23 protein-coding genes are annotated in these 19,238 nt (G+C 58.9%); 13 read left to right on the plus strand and 10 right to left on the minus strand.

Annotated features, from left to right (window positions below; all coding sequences use genetic code 11):
- Window positions 1-180: 180 nt before the first annotated feature.
- The 7 genes from solA to mdtH all read right to left on the minus strand — a co-directional run bounded on the left by solA (window position 181) and on the right by mdtH (window position 6,121).
- Window positions 181-1,305 (minus strand): N-methyl-L-tryptophan oxidase, encoded by a 1,125-nt coding sequence (gene solA, locus AFK65_RS07545; protein ID WP_007707812.1) that lies wholly within the window; start codon window positions 1,303-1,305, stop codon window positions 181-183.
- Between the two features lie 117 nt (window positions 1,306-1,422).
- Entirely contained in the window at window positions 1,423-1,677 is a 255-nt protein-coding gene (bssS, locus tag AFK65_RS07550; protein ID WP_007707814.1) for a biofilm formation regulator BssS, read from the minus strand.
- Window positions 1,678-2,002: 325 nt separating this feature from the next.
- The gene (gene dinI, locus AFK65_RS07555) at window positions 2,003-2,248 is read right to left on the minus strand and encodes a DNA damage-inducible protein I (protein WP_007664331.1); all 246 of its coding nucleotides are present in this window, start codon (window positions 2,246-2,248) and stop codon (window positions 2,003-2,005) included.
- 86 nt (window positions 2,249-2,334) lie between these two features.
- Window positions 2,335-3,381, minus strand: a complete 1,047-nt coding sequence (gene pyrC / locus AFK65_RS07560; protein WP_007707817.1) for a dihydroorotase — start codon at window positions 3,379-3,381, stop codon at window positions 2,335-2,337.
- A 128-nt stretch (window positions 3,382-3,509) separates the two neighbouring features.
- Window positions 3,510-4,070 (minus strand): lipoprotein, encoded by a 561-nt coding sequence (locus tag AFK65_RS07565; RefSeq protein WP_038857478.1) that lies wholly within the window; start codon window positions 4,068-4,070, stop codon window positions 3,510-3,512.
- A gap of 118 nt (window positions 4,071-4,188) precedes the next feature.
- The gene (gene grxB / locus AFK65_RS07570) at window positions 4,189-4,836 is read right to left on the minus strand and encodes a glutaredoxin 2 (RefSeq protein ID WP_007707822.1); all 648 of its coding nucleotides are present in this window, start codon (window positions 4,834-4,836) and stop codon (window positions 4,189-4,191) included.
- Window positions 4,837-4,912: 76 nt separating this feature from the next.
- The gene (mdtH, locus tag AFK65_RS07575; RefSeq protein ID WP_038857476.1) at window positions 4,913-6,121 is read right to left on the minus strand and encodes a multidrug efflux MFS transporter MdtH; all 1,209 of its coding nucleotides are present in this window, start codon (window positions 6,119-6,121) and stop codon (window positions 4,913-4,915) included.
- A 265-nt stretch (window positions 6,122-6,386) separates the two neighbouring features.
- Here mdtH and rimJ point away from each other — a divergent pair, with 265 nt between their 5' ends.
- The 4 genes from rimJ to murJ all read left to right on the plus strand — a co-directional run bounded on the left by rimJ (window position 6,387) and on the right by murJ (window position 10,212).
- A complete protein-coding gene (rimJ, locus tag AFK65_RS07580; protein ID WP_032804492.1) occupies window positions 6,387-6,971 on the plus strand; it encodes a ribosomal protein S5-alanine N-acetyltransferase in 585 nt (194 codons plus the stop codon).
- A 10-nt stretch (window positions 6,972-6,981) separates the two neighbouring features.
- Window positions 6,982-7,635 carry a YceH family protein gene (locus tag AFK65_RS07585; protein ID WP_038857475.1) on the plus strand — a complete coding sequence of 218 codons (654 nt, stop codon included), beginning with the start codon at window positions 6,982-6,984 and terminating at the stop codon, window positions 7,633-7,635.
- A 2-nt stretch (window positions 7,636-7,637) separates the two neighbouring features.
- Window positions 7,638-8,561 carry a Gfo/Idh/MocA family protein gene (locus tag AFK65_RS07590; RefSeq protein ID WP_038857474.1) on the plus strand — a complete coding sequence of 308 codons (924 nt, stop codon included), beginning with the start codon at window positions 7,638-7,640 and terminating at the stop codon, window positions 8,559-8,561.
- A gap of 115 nt (window positions 8,562-8,676) precedes the next feature.
- Window positions 8,677-10,212, plus strand: coding sequence for a murein biosynthesis integral membrane protein MurJ (murJ, locus tag AFK65_RS07595; RefSeq protein WP_032804494.1), 1,536 nt, complete (start codon window positions 8,677-8,679; stop codon window positions 10,210-10,212).
- Between the two features lie 160 nt (window positions 10,213-10,372).
- Here murJ and flgN read toward each other — a convergent pair whose 3' ends face one another.
- The 3 genes from flgN to flgA all read right to left on the minus strand — a co-directional run bounded on the left by flgN (window position 10,373) and on the right by flgA (window position 11,851).
- Entirely contained in the window at window positions 10,373-10,798 is a 426-nt protein-coding gene (gene flgN / locus AFK65_RS07600) for a flagella biosynthesis chaperone FlgN (protein ID WP_007707835.1), read from the minus strand.
- A gap of 3 nt (window positions 10,799-10,801) precedes the next feature.
- On the minus strand, window positions 10,802-11,095 hold the full coding sequence (gene flgM, locus AFK65_RS07605; protein WP_007707837.1) for a flagellar biosynthesis anti-sigma factor FlgM: 294 nt from the start codon (window positions 11,093-11,095) through the stop codon (window positions 10,802-10,804).
- A 96-nt stretch (window positions 11,096-11,191) separates the two neighbouring features.
- On the minus strand, window positions 11,192-11,851 hold the full coding sequence (flgA, locus tag AFK65_RS07610) for a flagellar basal body P-ring formation chaperone FlgA (protein WP_007707840.1): 660 nt from the start codon (window positions 11,849-11,851) through the stop codon (window positions 11,192-11,194).
- Between the two features lie 153 nt (window positions 11,852-12,004).
- Here flgA and flgB point away from each other — a divergent pair, with 153 nt between their 5' ends.
- The 9 genes from flgB to flgJ are packed head-to-tail and all read left to right on the plus strand — an operon-like array spanning window position 12,005 to window position 19,195.
- Window positions 12,005-12,418, plus strand: coding sequence for a flagellar basal body rod protein FlgB (flgB, locus tag AFK65_RS07615; protein ID WP_004385215.1), 414 nt, complete (start codon window positions 12,005-12,007; stop codon window positions 12,416-12,418).
- Between the two features lie 13 nt (window positions 12,419-12,431).
- Complete coding sequence (gene flgC, locus AFK65_RS07620; RefSeq protein WP_004385214.1) at window positions 12,432-12,836, plus strand: flagellar basal body rod protein FlgC; 405 nt, start codon at window positions 12,432-12,434, stop codon at window positions 12,834-12,836.
- An 11-nt stretch (window positions 12,837-12,847) separates the two neighbouring features.
- Window positions 12,848-13,528 (plus strand): flagellar hook assembly protein FlgD, encoded by a 681-nt coding sequence (gene flgD / locus AFK65_RS07625; protein ID WP_007707848.1) that lies wholly within the window; start codon window positions 12,848-12,850, stop codon window positions 13,526-13,528.
- A gap of 26 nt (window positions 13,529-13,554) precedes the next feature.
- Window positions 13,555-14,787 carry a flagellar hook protein FlgE gene (gene flgE, locus AFK65_RS07630; protein WP_007707851.1) on the plus strand — a complete coding sequence of 411 codons (1,233 nt, stop codon included), beginning with the start codon at window positions 13,555-13,557 and terminating at the stop codon, window positions 14,785-14,787.
- Between the two features lie 20 nt (window positions 14,788-14,807).
- Entirely contained in the window at window positions 14,808-15,566 is a 759-nt protein-coding gene (locus AFK65_RS07635; RefSeq protein ID WP_007707853.1) for a flagellar basal body rod protein FlgF, read from the plus strand.
- A gap of 16 nt (window positions 15,567-15,582) precedes the next feature.
- A complete protein-coding gene (gene flgG, locus AFK65_RS07640) occupies window positions 15,583-16,365 on the plus strand; it encodes a flagellar basal-body rod protein FlgG (RefSeq protein ID WP_007663430.1) in 783 nt (260 codons plus the stop codon).
- Between the two features lie 56 nt (window positions 16,366-16,421).
- On the plus strand, window positions 16,422-17,120 hold the full coding sequence (gene flgH, locus AFK65_RS07645) for a flagellar basal body L-ring protein FlgH (protein ID WP_015740836.1): 699 nt from the start codon (window positions 16,422-16,424) through the stop codon (window positions 17,118-17,120).
- A 12-nt stretch (window positions 17,121-17,132) separates the two neighbouring features.
- Window positions 17,133-18,230, plus strand: coding sequence for a flagellar basal body P-ring protein FlgI (locus AFK65_RS07650; RefSeq protein ID WP_015740837.1), 1,098 nt, complete (start codon window positions 17,133-17,135; stop codon window positions 18,228-18,230).
- A complete protein-coding gene (gene flgJ, locus AFK65_RS07655; RefSeq protein ID WP_007707876.1) occupies window positions 18,230-19,195 on the plus strand; it encodes a flagellar assembly peptidoglycan hydrolase FlgJ in 966 nt (321 codons plus the stop codon). The genes AFK65_RS07650 and flgJ overlap by 1 nt, the downstream gene beginning before the upstream one ends.
- Window positions 19,196-19,238: the final 43 nt, after the last annotated feature.

A 19,238-nucleotide genomic window follows, 5' to 3' on the forward strand; every position in this document is an offset into this window, starting at 1 on the left:
TATGCCGCAGGCGAATAAGGCCATACAGCCGAGTTATAACAGGCGGCCAGCGCGGCCTGGCGATTATTTAGCAGTAAAATAGTTCAGGGGTTTATCAGGTTTTGTCAGGCTGTTATCAATAATTTTGACAATCAGATAACGGTAAGCGGGGCCGGTACGCTTACCCGGCCCGCTGAGAAATCACGCAGAGGCGGCGAAACGCGCGAGCGAAAAGGGGCTCAGATCGAAATCATAAGGTTTATCGGCTGCGAACTGCGTGGCGATTTCACCGAGCGCCGGGGCGAATTTAAAGCCGTGGCCGCTCAGCCCCGTCACCAGCAACACGTTGGGCGCGTCCGGCAGGGTGTCGATAATAAAATCTTCATCCGGCGTGTTGTCATAGGTGCACGACGCGCCATACAGGCAGCCGCCGATGCCTGGCAGGAAATGACGCAGGAACGGGAAGGCTTCTGAACCGTCGGTCGCCACCGCGCCAAACGGGACGCGCTCTTCCGGGCGCGAAATGACCTTACCGCCGTTGTGTTTGCCGATTTTCAGCTCGTTATTTTCCGCCGGGAACCCGTAAAACTGGTCGCCGTTCGGCATTTCGCCGGTAAAGGCCGGGAAGCGGTTATTGGCGCTGTAGCGCCCGTCGGCCTGATACCAGGCGAAGATTTTACGCACCGGCGTCACGGGAAGGCCTGGCACCAGGCGCGACACCCACGTACCGGCGCTGACAAGCGCCTTGCGGGCGCGATAGACGCCATCGGCGGTCGTCACGCTTACGCCGTCCTCGGTGGCCTCAAAACCGCTCACGGGGCAGTTAAAGAGCTGCGCGCAGCCCGCTTCTTCGGCAAGACGGATATAAGTGGCGATGGCTTTTTCGCTGCGCAGCACGCCGGAGTCCGGCTCAAACAGGCCGAGGTAGTTTTCCGGCAGCCGGATTTCAGGCCAGCGCGTCATTACTTCTTCGCCGGTCATTTTCTCCAGCGGCAACTGCCAGCGTGCGGCGCTGTCAGCGACATTCGCCAGAAATTCAGAATCAGCCGGGCCGAGATTGACAACGCCAGTACGCTCGAAAATACGCTCGCCGCCGAGCTCGTTCAGCTCATCCCACAGCGCCTGCGCGCGCAGCACCAGCGGCACATAACGCTCGCCTTCACCATAGGCGTGACGGATAAGACGCGTGTCGCCGTGATGGCTGCCTTCCTGATGGGGCGGGTGGGCGCTGTCTGTCATTAATACGTTAAGCCCGGCGCGGGTCGCGTAATAACCGGCCGCTGCGCCTGTTGATCCGCTGCCGATGATAATCAGATCGTATTCCATGAAATTACTCCGTGAAAACCATTGGTTAGCAGAGTAATTAAGAGCAGGACAATTCACAAGCAGGAAAAAATAAAGGCACCCCGGAGGATGCCTTTGAGTTATAAGAAAAGCACGCTATCAGTGCTTGCGATAATCGCTTTCCTGGTACTCACCGGATTCAATTTTTGCAATGCCGGCTTCTAAGATAGAAATAAATTGTCTTGCTACATCGGTCGTCAGCCATAATGTCTGGCCAACTTCGGTCGCTTCGCGATCCACCTGCGGAGAGGATTGATAGTGCAACCGCAGCATCAGTGCGTCATAGCTGTCGACGGTGCTGATGTCCCATCCAACAAGGGGATGCGTCTGTATTACTTCATTTTTTTCCATCATAACCCCCTTTATACGTGTTTATAGACAACGACTCATGAGGTTCAATGCGGCTTTTCTTATCTCTGAAGCAAATAAAGTATATCAACCAATAAAGGAAAATGGGGCAGAAATAAATACCCTGACACACATTTTTTTGCGATTTTGAATTAACTGAACAATAAAACGGCAGATTATTCGCAAATTTTTGTTAAGAATCGGGATCAATGAGATAAAAGCTGAAAAGGAAAAAAATAGGCTATCGCAGAAAAAGGCGGCATAAATATTAAAAAAAACCGGGCGGCGAAGCCCGGAAAAACTGACACCATAGAGAAGACAGTAATGAGGGTTAATCAGCGGTAAACCAGTCGTCAGCGCTCTCCCAGGTTTCCTGGAGAATTTCGCTGATGCGATCTTTATCTTCTTTCGCGCCACCCAGAACCGACAGTTGGTTAGCGGCGGCATAACGCACGCTCACATGATTCGGCATTTCCGGATAATGGCTTTCAATACGGCGGGATAGCTCGCAGGCCAGTGCGTCGATAGCGCCCGGCGGCAGCGGCGTGGTTTTGGCGATAGTCACTTCAATACGCATAACAACCCCCTGTTAATCATACTGTATATATATACAGTTTTGCCGTGCGGCATGCAACAGGGGGCCGTGATTTTTTTAGCGCAAGCTTAGCGTTTTACCGTCCAGCGTACCGCTTCGCCCGCCAGGAACGGCACCAGCGTGTCGTCGGCGATAGCGATAGTTTCCGGCATAACGCTCTCCTCGCGCACCAGCGTCACGGTGCCTTCATTCACCGGCAGGCCGTAAAACCGCGGGCCGTTCAGCGAGGCGAACGCCTCAAAGTGCGCCAGCGCGTTCATCTCTTCAAACACGGTGGCGTACGCGCCGAGCGCGGAAGGCGCGTTAAAGCAGCCCGCGCAGCCGCAGCTGGTCTCTTTGCGATGACGCGCGTGGGGCGCGGAGTCGGTGCCGAGGAAGACGCGATCGCAGCCGCTCGCCACCAGCTCGCGCAGCGCCTGCTGGTGCACGTTACGCTTGAGGATCGGCAGGCAGTAGAGATGCGGGCGAATGCCGCCTGCGAGCATATGGTTGCGGTTAAACATCAGGTGCTGCGGCGTGATGGTCGCGCCGAGCAGCGAATTCCCGTCGCGTACGTAGTCGGCGGCGTCTTTGGTCGTAATGTGTTCAAACACCACTTTCAGGCCCGGCAAGCGCTGTCTGAGCGGCTCCATGACCGTCTCGATAAACCGCGCTTCGCGATCGAAGATATCGACCTCGCTGTGCGTCACTTCGCCATGCACCAGCAGCGGCATGCCGAGTTTTTCCATTCGCTCCAGCACCGTCATGATGTTATCGACGCTGGTGACGCCGTGGCTGGAGTTGGTCGTGGCGTTTGCCGGGTAGAGCTTGGCGGCGGTAAAGACGCCCTGCTGAAAACCGCGCTCCAGTTCGTCCGCGTCCAGCGTATCGGTCAGGTAGCAGGTCATCAGGGGTTCAAACGAGTGGTGTTCCGGCACCGCGTCGAGAATGCGCTGGCGGTAGGCGATAGCGGCTTCCACGGTCGTGACCGGCGGTGCCAGGTTTGGCATGACGATAGCGCGCCCGTAAGTTTCGCTGGTGTAAGGCACGACGGTTTGCAGCATGTCGCCATCACGCAGATGTACATGCCAGTCGTCAGGGCGGCGGATAGTTAAAACCTGGGGTTGTGCAGTCATGGAAGGCTCCGGCTTGAGGAAACAGTCAGTAATGGCTGGTTTTATGCCGGGCACTAAGGATAAGCGTAAACGTTTTCGTTTGCATCCTTTTCCTGAAAATTCGGGGGCGTCGCGCCCCCGGTATGATGTTAATCGGTCAGCGGGATGACGATTTCGCCAGGCTTCACCTCAAGCCCCTTGGCGAATTTCTTCGCCAGCGCTTCGCCCTGGGTGCGATCTTCGCTCAGCACGTAAGCCGGGCGCTGTTCAAAGTAACTGCGCAGCGATTTATTCAGATACGGCATCAGGGTTTCGAGCACCGGGGCCATTTTGTTCGGCGTGATGCTGCTGTCGACGACTTCCATCTCGCGCAGATAGATAGCGCCTTTTTCTTTATCAAACGTCGGCAGCGCTTTCAGTTTGAGTTTCACCAGCGCTTTCTGGTTACCGAAAAGCGACGTCATATCGAGACTCGCGTCGCCGTTGAGCGTGATTTTATTCGGCTCTTCGCGGCCAATCGCGCTGTTGAGGTTGGTTAAGACGATATGCGCGTCGGCAAGGCCCGGCACGCCGATATCTTTGGCGTAGTTATTGCGCTTTTGCAGCGCCTGGTTAATGTCCTGTTCGGTGACGGTGTATTGCGTGAGCTGGTTACATCCCACCAGCAAGCCACTGACGATAAGCGCCGCGGCGACTAACATTTTTTTCATGAGCTTCCCTCGTTCTGGTGCTGTCGGGCGATCCTGACACAAAGCAGGATGCCCCGCCAGTGGAAGCGGCAAAAGCGGATTCGGCTTAAAACGCCGGTGGAGGCCACCGGCGGGATCGTCAGATAGCCATTTTTGAGAGCAGATTTATTTGCGTCTGCTTGGCCATGTTGTCGCGGTAATCGGCGACGCGGGTAGGGTAGTTGACGCCAGCGACCAGCGTCAGGTTACGCAGCAGCGGGAAGAGATGAATATCATCTTCAGAGAGTTCGCCGTTCACGGCGTTCGGCTGGACGATAAGCTTGTCGAGCGCGCGCAGGTCGTCGCTGATGTTTTTAATCAGCCCGGCGGAGTGGGCCATATGCTCCTCGAAGGAGCCGATCGCCGCCTCTTTTTTCTCGGTAAAGTAACGACGCGCTTCAGGCGTGGCGAACTCATCGAACGCGGCTTTGGCGAAGCGCGGCAGCAGCAGGCAGTTAACGTAGCCGTTAACGCGGCGCAGCCACTCTTCTATGGCCGGGTTGCGCTTGCCGGTGAGCAGCGGTTTGCCGTCGAGTTTATCGACGTAGTGAACGATATCCATGCTTTCAGGCAGGTAACGGCTGTCGTCTTTTTGCAGAATCGGGGCCATTTTCTGGCCAATCATGCGGGTGGGGGTGGCCTCGTCATCACTGGACATCACGATAAGCTCCACCGGAAGGTTTTTGAGCCCGAAAATCATGCGCGCTTTCACACAGAACGGACAGTGATCGTAAATATATAACTTCACGTTTCTCCTCCTGCTCAGGTTACTGATTTTTCAGTATGGTGGAGAATGCGCAGGGGAGCAAATCGCTCCCCGGATCTTAGCTTTCCTGCTCCACCAGCCCCGGCGCGAGCCGTTTCTGGCTGAACTGCCACCAGAGCATCAGGAACGTCGCGACGCCTATCACGCCAAGCATCGCCCAGGGCAGCTCGGGCGTATTCAGCGCGCGGCCGACGTCAAACAGCCAGCCGCCGCCCGCGTAGCCAAGCGCGCCGCCAAAGGCGAGGCCGAGACGGCTGAAGCCCATATAGCTGCCGCGCGCGCGGGCGTCCGCCAGCGACGCGCTCAGAGTTTCACGCGCCGGCTCGGCGATAATCGAGCCGATATAAAAGAGACAAATTAACGTAAACAGCTGTTGCAGGTTGCTCGCAAGACCGATCGGCACCAGGCTGAACGTCATCACCAGCAGCCCGGCCATCAGACGCTGTTCAAGGCGAAAGCGCTTTTCGCTCCAGCGCGCCAGCGGATAGAGCAGCGTCAGCGACAGCACGGCTTCAATGGCGTACATCCATTTCACGGCCGTCGGTTCCCCCGCGATATCGTTCACCATGACCGGCAGCATCAGCATCACCTGCACCGCCAGCATGTAGTAGCCGGTCAGCGTCAGCACATAGGTGACGAAGCGCTTATCGCGCAGCACACGGCCCATGCCTTCGCGCAGCGGCGTGCGCACCGTGGAGAGCTTCCAGTCCGGCAGCAGCCAGGCGTTAAAGCCCGCGCAAAGCACGAACAGCAGCGCGCCGACGCCGCACACCAGCCGGAAATCATATTGCAGCAGCCAGCTGCCGATAAGCGCGCCCGTTACGGCGCCGGCGCTGTCCTGCATCATCAGCAGTGAGAAAAAGCGGCCGCGTTCCTGGGGGCGCACCAGCTTCACCACCAGGGCCGAGCGCGGCGGGTCGAAAAGCGTGCCGCCAAGCCCGGAGAGCACGCAGGAGAGCCACAGCACCCACGGCTCGTGGGCCACCGCCATCGTCGCAAAACCCGCCGCGCGCAGCAGCATGCCGGTCACGATCATCGGCCGCGCGCCGAGGCGGTCGGCGATGGCGCCGCCGAAAATCCCCAGCCCTTGTTGAACGAGCTGGCGCAGACCGAGCGCGATCCCCACCATCAGCGCGGCCCAGCCGAGGCTGTCGACGAAGCGAATTGAAATGAGCGGAAAGACGACGAAAAAGCCCAGAACCACGAGCATGTTATCAATTAGCAGGAAATATTTACCCAGGCTCCTTGCCTGCGAGACGCGGGACATTTCCCCTCCCGGGAAAAAGCGAAGTGACCGCACTATCTTACGGCCTGACGGGCGCGGTGGTGATGTTTTGCGCGACAATATTTTTTTATCGATCGCTATGATTGATAGATGAAATTCATCGTCAGGCCGCGCGGCGCGTCAAAGAATGGCATGTTGCTGTTTTCACTGTTTTGTTCGGCGCGGTTATAGTAAAACGTAATGCCCGCGGCGGCGCGCTGTCCGGGGCAGGAATGAGGAATAACGCCGGGAAAGGAGCAGGGTATCGATGTTTGGCTACCGAAGTAACGTGCCGAAAGTGAGATTAACGACAGATCGCCTGGTGGTGCGCCTGGTGCACGATCGCGACGCATGGCGGCTGGCGGATTACTACGCCGAGAATCGCCAGTTTCTGAAGCCCTGGGAGCCTGTTCGCGATGAAAGCCATTGCTACCCGTCGGGCTGGCAGGCGCGGCTTGGCATGATTAACGAACTTCACAAGCAGGGCAACGCCTTCTACTTTGCGCTGCTCGATCCGGACGAACATGAAATCCGCGGCGTCGCCAACTTTTCCAACGTGGTGCGCGGCTCGTTCCATGCCTGCTATCTCGGCTATTCGCTGGGCGAAAAGTGGCAGGGGCAGGGCATGATGTTTGAAGCGCTCACCAGCGCCATCCGCTATATGCAGCGCAGCCAGCATATGCACAGGATAATGGCCAACTATATGCCGCATAACCAGCGCAGCGGCGACCTGCTGGCGCGGCTCGGGTTTGAAAAAGAAGGCTATGCCAAAGATTACTTACTGATTGACGGCGTCTGGCGCGATCATGTGCTGACCGCGCTCACCGCGCGCGAATGGACGCCGGGGCGTTGAGGAGAAAACCATGAAACATCAGTTCAGCGCGCTGGAAGCGCGCGTCATCGGCTGCATGCTGGAAAAACAGGTCACCACGCCGGAGCAATACCCGCTTTCGGTCAACGGCGTGGTCACCGCCTGCAACCAGAAAACCAATCGCGAGCCGGTAATGAACCTGAGCGAGGCGCAGGTGCAGGAGACGCTGGATCAGCTGGTAAAGCGCCATTATCTGCGCACCGTCAGCGGTTTCGGCAACCGCGTGACGAAATATGAGCAGCGCTTCTGTAATTCCGAATTCGGCGATCTGAAATTCTCGCCCGCCGAAGTGGCGCTGGTCACGACCCTGCTGCTGCGTGGCGCGCAGACGCCGGGCGAGTTGCGCAGTCGCGCGGCGCGTATGCATGAGTTCAGCGACACGGCCGCGCTTGAAAACACGCTTGAGACGCTCGCAACCCGTGAAGATGGCCCGTTTGTCACGCGGCTGGCGCGCGAGCCTGGCAAGCGCGAAAGCCGCTATATGCACCTTTTCTGCGGCGAGCCGGATACCGCGACGCTTGCCGCGCACGACGAAAACACCGGCGCGGATACCGACGCCTTAACGGCGCGCGTCGACGCGCTGGAGCGTGAGGTGGCGGAACTGCGCGAGCGCCTCGAATCACTGTTAGGTCACCTGGGAGAATAATCGTGGCGAAATTACGCGTTGGGGTGGTCGGCCTTGGCGGCATTGCGCAAAAAGCCTGGCTGCCGGTGCTGTCACAGGCGACGGACTGGACGCTCACGGGGGCGTTCTCCCCGACGCGCGCGAAAGCGCTGCCGGTCTGCGAGGCGTATCGGATGCCGTATATCGATTCGCTAAAGGCGCTGGCCGCGCAGTGCGACGCGGTCTTCGTGCACAGCGCCACCAGCAGTCACTATCAGGTGGTGAGCGAGCTCCTGAACGCGGGCGTCCATGTCTGCGTCGATAAACCGCTGGCGGAAAACCTCGCCGACGCCGAACGTCTGGTCACGCTCGCGAAACAGCGCAACCTGACGCTGATGGTCGGCTTCAACCGCCGTTTCGCGCCGCTCTATCGCGATCTGAAAAACGCGCTGGGCGCGGGGGCGTCGCTGCGTATGGATAAACACCGCGCCGACAGCGTCGGCCCGCATGACCTGCGCTTTACGCTGCTGGATGACTACCTGCATCTGGTGGATACCGCGCTGTGGCTCGGCGGCGGCGAGGCAGTGCTTGCGAGCGGCGCATTGCAGACCACCGCGCAGGGTGAAATGTGGTACGCCGAGCATCATTTCCGCCGCGGCGATCTGTCCATCACCACCAGCATGCACCGTCGCGCCGGCAGCCAGCGCGAGTGGGTGCAGGCGGTGACCGACGGCGCGCTGATTGACGTGACCGATATGCGCGAGTGGCGCGAAGAGCGCGGCGCAGGCGTGGTGCAGCGCCCGGTGCCCGGCTGGCAGAGCACGCTGGAGCAGCGCGGTTTCGCCGGCTGCGCGCGTCATTTTATCGACTGCGTGCAGAATCAGACGGTTCCTGAAACCGCGGGCGAGCAGGCGCTTCTCGCCCAGCGCGTGGTGGAGCGGCTGTGGCGCGAGGCGATGCGCGAGTAACGGCGGCGCGCATCTGCCAGTAGTATTTCCCTTTCAGTCGAGTAGACTAAGCGCTTCGCTGAAAAGCCCCTGACGCCTGCCCTGCAGGCGTCGGTGTTTATGGGAAAGAACAATAATGAATTTACTGAAGTCGCTGGCTGCGGTCAGCTCGATGACCATGTTTTCCCGCGTGCTCGGGTTCGCGCGCGACGCCATTGTGGCGCGGGTGTTCGGGGCCGGGATGGCGACCGACGCCTTTTTCGTGGCGTTCAAGTTGCCGAACCTGCTGCGACGCATTTTTGCCGAAGGCGCGTTCTCGCAGGCGTTTGTGCCGATCCTCGCCGAATATAAAAGCAAGCAGGGCGAAGACGCCACGCGGGTGTTTGTGGCCTATGTGTCCGGCCTGCTGACGCTGGCGCTGTTTATTGTGACGATAGCCGGTATGCTGGCCGCCCCCTGGGTGATTCTGGTGACGGCGCCGGGCTTTGCCGATACCGCGGATAAATTCGCGCTCACCTCGTCGCTGCTGCGTATTACCTTTCCTTATATTCTGCTGATTTCGCTGGCCTCGCTCGCGGGCGCCATTCTTAACACCTGGAACCGCTTTTCGGTGCCGGCGTTCGCGCCCACGTTTCTTAATATCAGCATGATTGGCTTTGCGCTTTTCGCCGCGCCGTACTTTAACCCGCCGGTACTGGCGCTCGCGTGGGCGGTCACGGTCGGCGGCGTGTTGCAGCTTGTTTACCAGCTGCCGCACCTGAAGAAAATCGGCATGCTGGTGCTGCCGCGCATTAACTTTAAAGATGCGGGCGCGATGCGCGTTATGAAACAGATGGGGCCTGCCATCCTCGGCGTCTCGGTCAGTCAGATCTCGCTTATCATCAACACGATTTTCGCCTCGTTTCTGGTTTCCGGCTCGGTCTCCTGGATGTATTACGCCGACCGCCTGATGGAGTTTCCGTCCGGGGTGCTGGGCGTGGCGCTCGGGACCATTCTGCTGCCGTCGCTGTCGAGAAGCTTCGCGAGCGGCAACCATGACGAATATTCTCGCCTGATGGACTGGGGGTTGCGCCTGTGCTTTTTACTGGCGCTGCCAAGCGCGGTGGCGCTTGGCATTCTGGCGAAACCGCTGACCGTCTCGCTGTTCCAGTACGGCAAATTCTCCGGTCACGACGCGCTGATGACCCAGCAGGCGCTGGTGGCGTACTCGGTCGGGCTGATGGGGCTGATTGTGGTGAAAGTGCTGGCGCCAGGATTCTATTCGCGCCAGGACATCAAAACGCCGGTGAAAATCGCCATCGTGACGCTCATCATGACGCAGGTGATGAACCTGGCGTTTATCGGGCCGCTGAAACACGCGGGGCTGGCGCTCTCCATCGGTCTTGCGGCCTGTCTTAACGCGAGTCTGCTCTACTGGCAGCTGCGCAAGCGTAAAATTTTCCAGCCGCAGCCGGGGTGGGGCGCATTTTTAACGCGGCTGATAATCGCGGTGCTGGTGATGTCCGCGGCGCTTATCGGCGTGATGCACTTCATGCCGGACTGGGCGCAGGGCAGCATGCCGCTGCGTCTGCTGCGCCTTGCGGGCGTGGTGGTCGCGGGCGTTGTCGCGTACTTCGCGACGCTGACGTTACTGGGCTTCCGCGTGCGGGATTTCGCGCGCCGTACGGTGTAAACCGAACGGCGGTTAACGCCGTTACACAAAACGCGCCGCAGGATTTCTCCCCGGCGCGTTTTTATATGCCTGGTTTCCAGCACGCGTTTTTCAGACGCAAAAAACCTTCCAGCAGGTTTACCCTGCCGGAATGGCGTTTTTTTAACCCATGACCTTGCGGTCAGATGGCGATTTTCTTCCCGCCGCGATGCATATTCGCGGCAGTCTGGCCGTTAGCGCCGTACAGCGCCGGCTCCTGAAGCGGTTTTAACACCGCCAGGGCCTGCTGGTTACGCGCCATTTGCCCTTCGAGCAACCAGCCGTTATGCAGATTCAGATCGCGCAAATGCAGGGTTTTCTGAGTAATCGTCTGCCAGCGCTGCGCCATATCCGGCGGCGCGTCGCGGTGCGTTTTCTGTTCGCTGCGGCGCTGCTGTTCCAGATAGTCCAGCGTGGCCAGCAGCGAGCTTTTCTCTTCGGTGATGCGCTGAAGCGCACTACTGTTGAGACTGCCCGCGGATAACTGATGCTGTTCCGCATCCATCACCGACTTCAGCGAATTCAGTACAGTTGTCATTTGGTCTAACAGTTCTGACAGACGGCTCATAGATTATTTATCCTGCAAGAAACTCTGAGCTTCCTGGATAAGCGCATCGGCGATTTTGCCGGTATCCATTTTCAGCTCGCCATTACGAATGGCGGCCTTCAGCGCTTCCACACGCTCAACGTTGATATCATCAGCGCCTGGCTTCATCAGTTTTGCCTGGGCGCCGCTTAAGGTGACGCTGGCGCTGCCAGCCGCCGCGGTTTCCGTCGGGCGGGCTTTCGGTGCCTGCGGTTCACTGTTTTCGCGCGGTTGCACCGTACTCACCGGTTTCATGGATGACGTGCGTTCAATGCTCATTGATTTTTTCCTCATAGAGGGGCTCGCGGCGTAGAGCCGATATTCATCGTTAGTTGATTAACTATATCGGCAGCCACAATGAATTCTTTATAAAGATTACAGGTTAATCAGAATAATCCCATCAGAACCCACGATGCCGCTTACCACCTGGCCTGAGGCCATTCTGACCCGGGCGTTTTGCGCCACCGCCGCATTGTTCAGGGCCCGGCCTTCGCCATTAATGCTAAAGCCTTCGCCGTTGGCGATAATCTGTACCTGCTGACCCGCTTTTACCCGCCAGGACTGACGTACCATCGACAGCATTACCGGCTGATTTGGCGCGAGGTCACGCAGGGTAACAGCTTCGCGCGCCTGGTCAAGATTGAGCATAGCGTTTGGGGGCAGGAGATCCAGCCGGCCGCGCTCCAGGCGGACGTTAGACTCATCCAGCGTGCCGCCGCGCGCGACAGGCTGGCTTGCCACCACATAGTTCCCGAAAGCCTGAACATTCACCTGCATATACCGTTTCTGATCGCCGCAACGCACCTGCACGCTGAGGTTTCCCCACAGACGCGCGTTGCCCGGCAGGCTGAAATCAGGGGTATCGCAAGTCAGTCTCTGCGGCTCCGGCGTTTTCACCGTCACCACCACCGCATCGCTAATTCCCGCCAGACGCTGCAGAAAGAACGGCGTCAGCTGCGCATTGAGCGCATCGGCGAAAATGCCGGGGCTTAACAGCAGCAAACCCGCGGCGAGACAGAATTTCAGGCTCTTCATTGCACATCTCCACTTTCGGAACAGGGAGGATTCTACTCTGCTCTGTTTTTGTTCAAGGCAACAAATAGCGACGCATTTTGCGTTTATTCCGGCGATAACGCACGCGTGAGGAACAGTAAGCTGTGCACACTCACCAGACTAAGTGGAGGCACCATGCTCGATAAACTGGACGCCGCGCTGCGCTTTCAACAGGAAGCTATCAATTTACGCGCTCAGCGTCAGGAGATTCTGGCGGCCAATATCGCCAACGCCGATACCCCAGGTTATCAGGCGCGCGATATTGATTTCGCCAGCCAACTGAAAAAAGTGATGGATCAAGGCCGCGCGTCAGGCAGCACCATGACGCTCGCCATGACGTCATCACGCCATATACCGGCTCAGGCGTCGACCGGCGCTTCTCTTGATTTGCTGTACCGCGTGCCGGATCAGCCGTCGATGGATGGCAACACCGTCGATATGGACCGTGAGCGTACCCAGTTTGCCGACAACAGCCTGAAGTATCAGACCGATCTGCAGGTTCTTGGCGGCCAAATCAAGAGCATGATGTCCGTGCTGCAGCAACAGTAAGGGTTAAGAAGCGATGGCGCTTTTAAATATTTTCGACATTGCCGGTTCCGCGATGACCGCGCAATCCAAACGCATGAACGTGGCGGCAAGTAACCTTGCCAACGCCGACAGTGCGACCGGGCCGGATGGTCAGCCTTATCGCGCAAAGCAAGTGGTTTTCCAGGTTGACGCCGCGCCAGGCGCCGCCACCGGCGGCGTGAAGGTGACGGATGTCGTGGAAAGCCAGGCGCCGGACAAACTGGTTTATGAGCCAGGCAACCCGCTGGCGGACGCCAAGGGGTATGTCCGTATGCCGAACGTTGACGTGGTCGGCGAGATGGTGAACTCCATGTCCGCCTCGCGCAGCTACCAGGCCAACGTAGAAGTGCTGAACACCGTGAAAAGCATGATGCTGAAAACGCTCACGCTCGGTCAATAAAGGAGAGAGTTATGTCGGTTACGTCCAGCATTAACGAAAGTTACAGTCCCAGCAGTGCCAGCAGCGCGACCTCCAGCACCAGTCTGACCGGGAGCAATGCCTCGGACCTGCAAAGCAGCTTCCTGACGCTTTTGGTGGCGCAGCTGAAAAACCAGGACCCGACCAACCCGATGCAGAACAACGAGCTGACCACGCAGCTTGCGCAGATCAGCACCGTGAGCGGCATCGAGAAACTGAACACCACGCTCGGATCTATCTCCGGCCAGATCGATAACAGCCAGTCGCTTGCGGCGAGCGCGCTTATCGGTCACGGCGTGATGATCCCGGGCAGCACCATTCTGACCGGCAAAGACACCACGACACCGTTTGGCGTCGAGTTGCAACAGGCCGCAGATAAAGTTACCGCCACTGTCACTGATAAGAGCGGGAAAGTCGTTCGTACCATCGAAATCGGCGCGCTGAGCGCTGGCGTCCATACCTTCTCTTGGGATGGCACGATGAGCGACGGCACCAAGGCGCCGGATGGCTCCTACAACGTCTCCATTGCCGCAAGCAACGGAGGCACCCAGCTGGTCGCACAGCCGCTTAACTTCGCGCTGGTGAACGGCATTACGCGAAGCAACGGTTCGAACCTGCTGGATCTGGGCACCTACGGGACCACGACACTCGACCAGGTACGGCAAATTATTTAAGCCTTCAATCTTATCAGGAGTAAGAAATGGCCTTTTCACAAGCGGTCAGCGGTCTGAATGCTGCCAGCACCAACCTCGACGTTATCGGCAACAACATTGCCAACTCCGCCACTTATGGTTTTAAGTCTGGCTCCGTCTCTTTCGCCGACATGTTTGCCGGTTCGAAAGCGGGCCTGGGCGTTAAAGTCGCGGGTATTACCCAGGACTTCGGCGACGGCGTGACCACCAACACCGGCCGTAAGCTGGACGTGGCTATCAGCCAGAACGGTTTCTTCCGTCTGCTCGACAGCAACGGCGGCGTGTTCTACAGCCGTAACGGCCAGTTCAAACTGGACGAAAAAAGCAACCTGGTGAACATGCAGGGTATGCAGGTGACCGGCTATCCGGCAACCGGCACCCCGCCGACCGTTCAGCAGGGCGCAGACCCGATTCCGCTGACCATTCCGACCGCGCAGATGCCGGCAAGCCAGACCACCAGCGCGAATTTCGTCATGAACCTGAACTCCTCTGACGATGTTCCGGCGCAGACCCCATTCGATCCGGCTAACTCCAGCACCTTTAACAAAAGCGTGCCGCTGACCGTTTACGATAGCCTGGGTAACGAACACAACCTGAAGCTGTACTACGTGAAAACCGCGGATAACAAATGGGATGTCTACAACATGGACACCAGCGTTAGCTCCGCGACGCCGACCACCCCGCTGACCAGCCTGACCTTCAGCGACAGCGGCGCCCTGACCGGCATCACCAACGCCGCACCGGCGGGCTCCCAGCAGGTGCCGATTTCCGTGGCGTCCCTGAACGGCTCCGCGGCATTCAACTTCAGCATGAACCTGACGGGCACCACCCAGCAGAACTCCGGCGCTAACGTCCTGCTGACCTCCAACCAGAACGGCTACAAGCCGGGCGACCTGGTGGGTTATCAGGTGAACGAAGACGGCAGCCTGGTGGGTAACTACTCCAACGAGAAGAGCCAGCTGCTGGGTCAGATCGTGCTGGCGAACTTCGCCAACCCGGAAGGTCTCTCTTCTCAGGGCGACAACGTCTGGTCTGCAAGCACCGCCTCTGGCGTGGCGCTGCTGGGCTCTGCCGGCACCGGCAACTTCGGCAAACTGACCAGCGGCGCGCTTGAAGCGTCCAACGTCGACCTGAGTAAAGAACTGGTCAACATGATCGTCGCGCAGCGTAACTACCAGTCGAACGCGCAGACCATCAAGACTCAGGACCAGATCCTCAATACCCTGGTTAACCTGCGCTAATTGTCTGAAGGGATGGCTTAATGGATCACGCAATTTATACCGCCATGGGCGCAGCCAGCCAGACGCTGAACCAGCAGTCTGTCACGGCGAGCAACCTGGCCAACGCATCAACGCCTGGCTTTCGCGCTCAGCTCAACGCGCTGCGCGCCGTGCCGGTAGAAGGGCTGTCATTGCCAACCCGCACGCTGGTCACGGCTTCCACTCCTGGCGTGAATATGAGCCAGGGGTCGCTCGACTACACCTCCCGTCCGCTGGACGTTGCCATTCAGGGCAGCGACGGCTGGCTGGCGGTGCAGGCGCCGGACGGCACCGAAGCGTATACCCGCAACGGTAACATCCAGCGCACGGCGACCGGCCAGCTCACCATCCAGGGGAATCCTGTGATGGGCGAGGGCGGCCCGGTCGTGGTCCCGGAAGGCGCGGAAGTGACTATCGCCGCCGACGGGACTATCTCGGTACTGAACCCGGGCGACGCCCCGAACACCATTGCGCCGGTAGGCCGTCTGAAGATGGTCAAAGCCAGCGCGCAGGAAGTGGTACGCGGCGACGACGGACTGTTTCGTTTAAACCAGCAGGCGCAGACCGCCCGCGGCGCGACGTTGCAGGCCGACCCGACCATCAGCCTGATGTCCGGGGTGCTGGAAGGCAGTAACGTGAAACCCGTGGAAGCAATGACCGACATGATAGCCAACGCCCGTCGCTTCGAAATGCAGATGAAAATCATCAGCAGCGTCGATGAAAACGAGCAGCGCGCTAACCAGTTATTGTCGATGAGTTAATCAACAGGACGACACTATGATCAGTTCCTTATGGATTGCCAAAACCGGCCTCGACGCCCAGCAAACCAATATGGACGTTATCGCCAACAACCTGGCGAACGTCAGCACCAACGGTTTCAAACGTCAGCGCGCTGTGTTTGAAGATCTGCTTTACCAAACCATCCGCCAGCCGGGCGCGCAGTCGTCTGAACAGACCACGCTGCCTTCCGGCCTGCAGATTGGTACCGGTGTGCGCCCCGTCGCCACCGAGCGTCTGCACAGCCAGGGCAACCTGTCTCAGACCAACAACAGCAAAGATGTCGCGATTAAAGGCCAGGGCTTCTTCCAGGTTCTGCTGCCGGACGGCACCTCCGCGTATACCCGCGACGGTTCTTTCCAGGTGGATCAGAACGGTCAGCTCGTGACCGCGGGCGGCTTCCAGGTTCAGCCGGCTATCACCATTCCTGCGAACGCGCTGAGCATCACCGTCGGTCGCGACGGCGTGGTGAGCGTGACCCAGCAGGGGACGGCGGCGCCGGTACAGGTCGGCCAGATCAACCTGACCACCTTTATGAACGACAGCGGTCTGGAAAGCATTGGTGAAAACCTCTACACCGAAACCCAGTCCTCCGGCACGCCGAACGAAAGCACGCCGGGCCTGAACGGTGCGGGGCTGCTGTATCAGGGTTATGTCGAAACCTCTAACGTCAACGTGGCGGAAGAGCTGGTCAACATGATCCAGGTGCAGCGCGCTTACGAGATCAACAGTAAAGCGGTTTCCACCACTGACCAGATGCTGCAAAAACTGACGCAACTCTAAAGCCTGTTTCGGTGTGGCGTAACGCCACACCGAACGCCACTACGAAGATGAAAGCAATGCAAAAGACCGGTGCGCAACTCTGCCCTATCGCGATAGCTCTCGCATTAACCCTGTCGGGCTGTGCGTGGGTGCCTTCTACTCCGCTGGTTCAGGGCGCGACGACCGCGCAGCCCGCGCCTGCCCCCGCGCCGGTGGTTAACGGTTCCATTTTCCAGTCCGTACAGCAGATTAACTACGGTTATCAACCGCTGTTCGAAGATCGTCGTCCGCGTAACGTCGGCGATACGCTCACGATTGAGCTGCAAGAAAACGTCAGCGCGAGCAAGAGCTCGTCGGCGAACGCCAGCCGCGACGGCAAGACCAATTTCGGTCTCGACACCGTTCCGCGCTATCTGCAGGGCCTCTTCGGCAATGCGCGCGCCGATATCAGCGCATCCGGCGGCAATACCTTTAATGGCAAAGGCGGCGCTAACGCCAGCAACACCTTCAGCGGCACGCTGACCGTGACCGTCGATCAGGTTCTCGCCAACGGCAACCTGCATGTGGTCGGTGAAAAACAGATTGCCATCAACCAGGGCACAGAATTTATCCGCTTCTCGGGCGTGGTTAACCCTCGCACCATCAGCGGCAGCAACACGGTACCGTCCACCCAGGTGGCGGATGCCCGAATCGAATATGTCGGCAACGGCTACATCAACGAAGCGCAGAACATGGGATGGCTACAGCGTTTCTTCCTTAATTTATCGCCGATGTAACAGAGGTGAAAAATGTTTAAATCGCTCCCAGGACTCCTGCTGCTGCTCGTCGCGACTTTCGCGCAGGCTGACCGCATTCGTGACTTAACCACCGTACAGGGCGTGCGTGAAAACTCCCTGATCGGCTACGGCCTTGTGGTGGGCCTTGACGGCACTGGCGACCAGACGACCCAGACGCCGTTTACCACCCAGAGCCTGAACAACATGCTCTCTCAGCTGGGGATCACCGTTCCGGCGGGCACCAACATGCAGTTGAAAAACGTGGCGGCGGTCATGGTTACCGCGTCCTACCCGGCGTTCGCGCGCCAGGGGCAGGCCATCGACGTGGTGGTCTCCTCCATGGGTAACGCCAAGAGCCTGCGCGGCGGTACGCTCCTGATGACGCCGCTGAAAGGCGTCGATAACCAGGTCTACGCGCTGGCGCAGGGCAACATTCTGATCGGCGGCGCGGGCGCTTCCGCAGGCGGCAGCAGCGTGCAGGTGAATCAGCTTAACGGCGGGCGTATCACCAACGGCGCGGTGATTGAGCGCGAGCTGCCGACCCAGTTCGGCAACGGCAACACCATTAACCTGCAGCTGAACAATGATGACTTCACGCTGGCGCAGCAGATCTCCGACACCATCAACCGCGCGCGCGGTTATGGCTCCGCGGTGCCGCTGGACGCCCGTACCGTTCAGGTGCGCGCGCCGAGCGGCGGCAGCTCTCAGGTGCAGCTGCTGGCAGGTATCCAGAACCTCGAAGTGAATGTCGCGGTACAGGACGCCAAAGTCATTATTAACTCACGCACCGGCTCGGTCGTGATGAACCGCGAAGTGTCGCTGGACAGCTGCGCGGTCGCGCAGGGCAACCTCTCGGTGACGGTTAACCAGCAGGCCAACGTCAGCCAGCCGAATACGCCGTTTGGCGGCGGCCAGACTGTCGTGACGCCGCAGACGCAGATCGATATGCGCCAGAGCGGCGGCGCGCTGCAGCGCGTAACCTCCAGCGCCAACCTGAACAGCGTCGTGCGCGCGCTTAACGCGCTGGGCGCCACGCCGATGGATCTGATGTCGATTCTGCAATCCATGCAAAGCGCGGGGTGTCTGCGCGCAAAACTGGAAATCATCTGATGCTGACTGATAGCAAATTACTGTCCAGCGCCGCCTTTGACGCGCAATCGCTTAATGACCTGAAAACTAAGGTCGCAAAGGATCCGAACGGCAACCTGAAATCGGTTGCCCGTCAGATGGAAGGGATGTTCGTGCAAATGATGCTGAAAAGCATGCGCGAAGCGCTGCCCAAGGATGGGCTGTTCAGTAGCGATCAGACCCGGCTTTACACCAGCATGTACGATCAGCAAATCGCCCAGCAGATGACGGCGGGCAAAGGCTTAGGCCTCGCGGACATGATGGTGAAACAGATGGGCGGCGATCCGGCTTCCGCCGAGCAGCCCGCCGCCGCTGCGGATACCGCGTCTCAGGTGCCGATGAAGTTCGATATCGATACCATGAACAGCTACCGCAACCAGGCGATTACGCAGATTGTGCGCCAGGCGATGCCGAAGGCGCCGTCAAACGAAGAGCCGCTCTCCGGCGACAGCAAAGACTTCCTGGCGCAGCTTTCGCTGCCTGCGAAGCTTGCCAGTCAGCAGAGCGGCGTGCCTCACCACCTGATTCTGGCGCAGGCCGCGCTGGAATCGGGCTGGGGTCAGCGCCAGATCCGCAAAGAGAACGGCGAGCCGAGCTTTAATATCTTCGGCGTCAAGGCGACCTCTTCATGGAAAGGGCCGGTGACCGAGATAACCACCACCGAATATGAAAACGGCGAAGCGAAAAAGGTCAAAGCGAAGTTCCGCGTTTACGGCTCCTATCTTGAGGCGCTGTCGGATTACGTGGGTATGCTGACGCGCAACCCGCGCTATGCGGCGGTGACCACGGCCGCCTCGGCGGAAGAGGGGGCGAAAGCCTTGCAGAGCGCCGGTTACGCGACCGATCCGAACTACGCCCGCAAGCTGACCAGCATGATCCAGCAGATGAAATCGCTGGGTGAAAAGGTGAGCAAAGCGTACAGCCAGGATATCTCGACGCTGTTCTGAAATCGCTCAAGTTCTCTTAAGCGCTGCCGATAAATATCGTCAG

It is taken from the genome of Cronobacter universalis NCTC 9529 (assembly GCF_001277175.1).
GTDB classification, from domain to species: domain Bacteria; phylum Pseudomonadota; class Gammaproteobacteria; order Enterobacterales; family Enterobacteriaceae; genus Cronobacter; species Cronobacter universalis.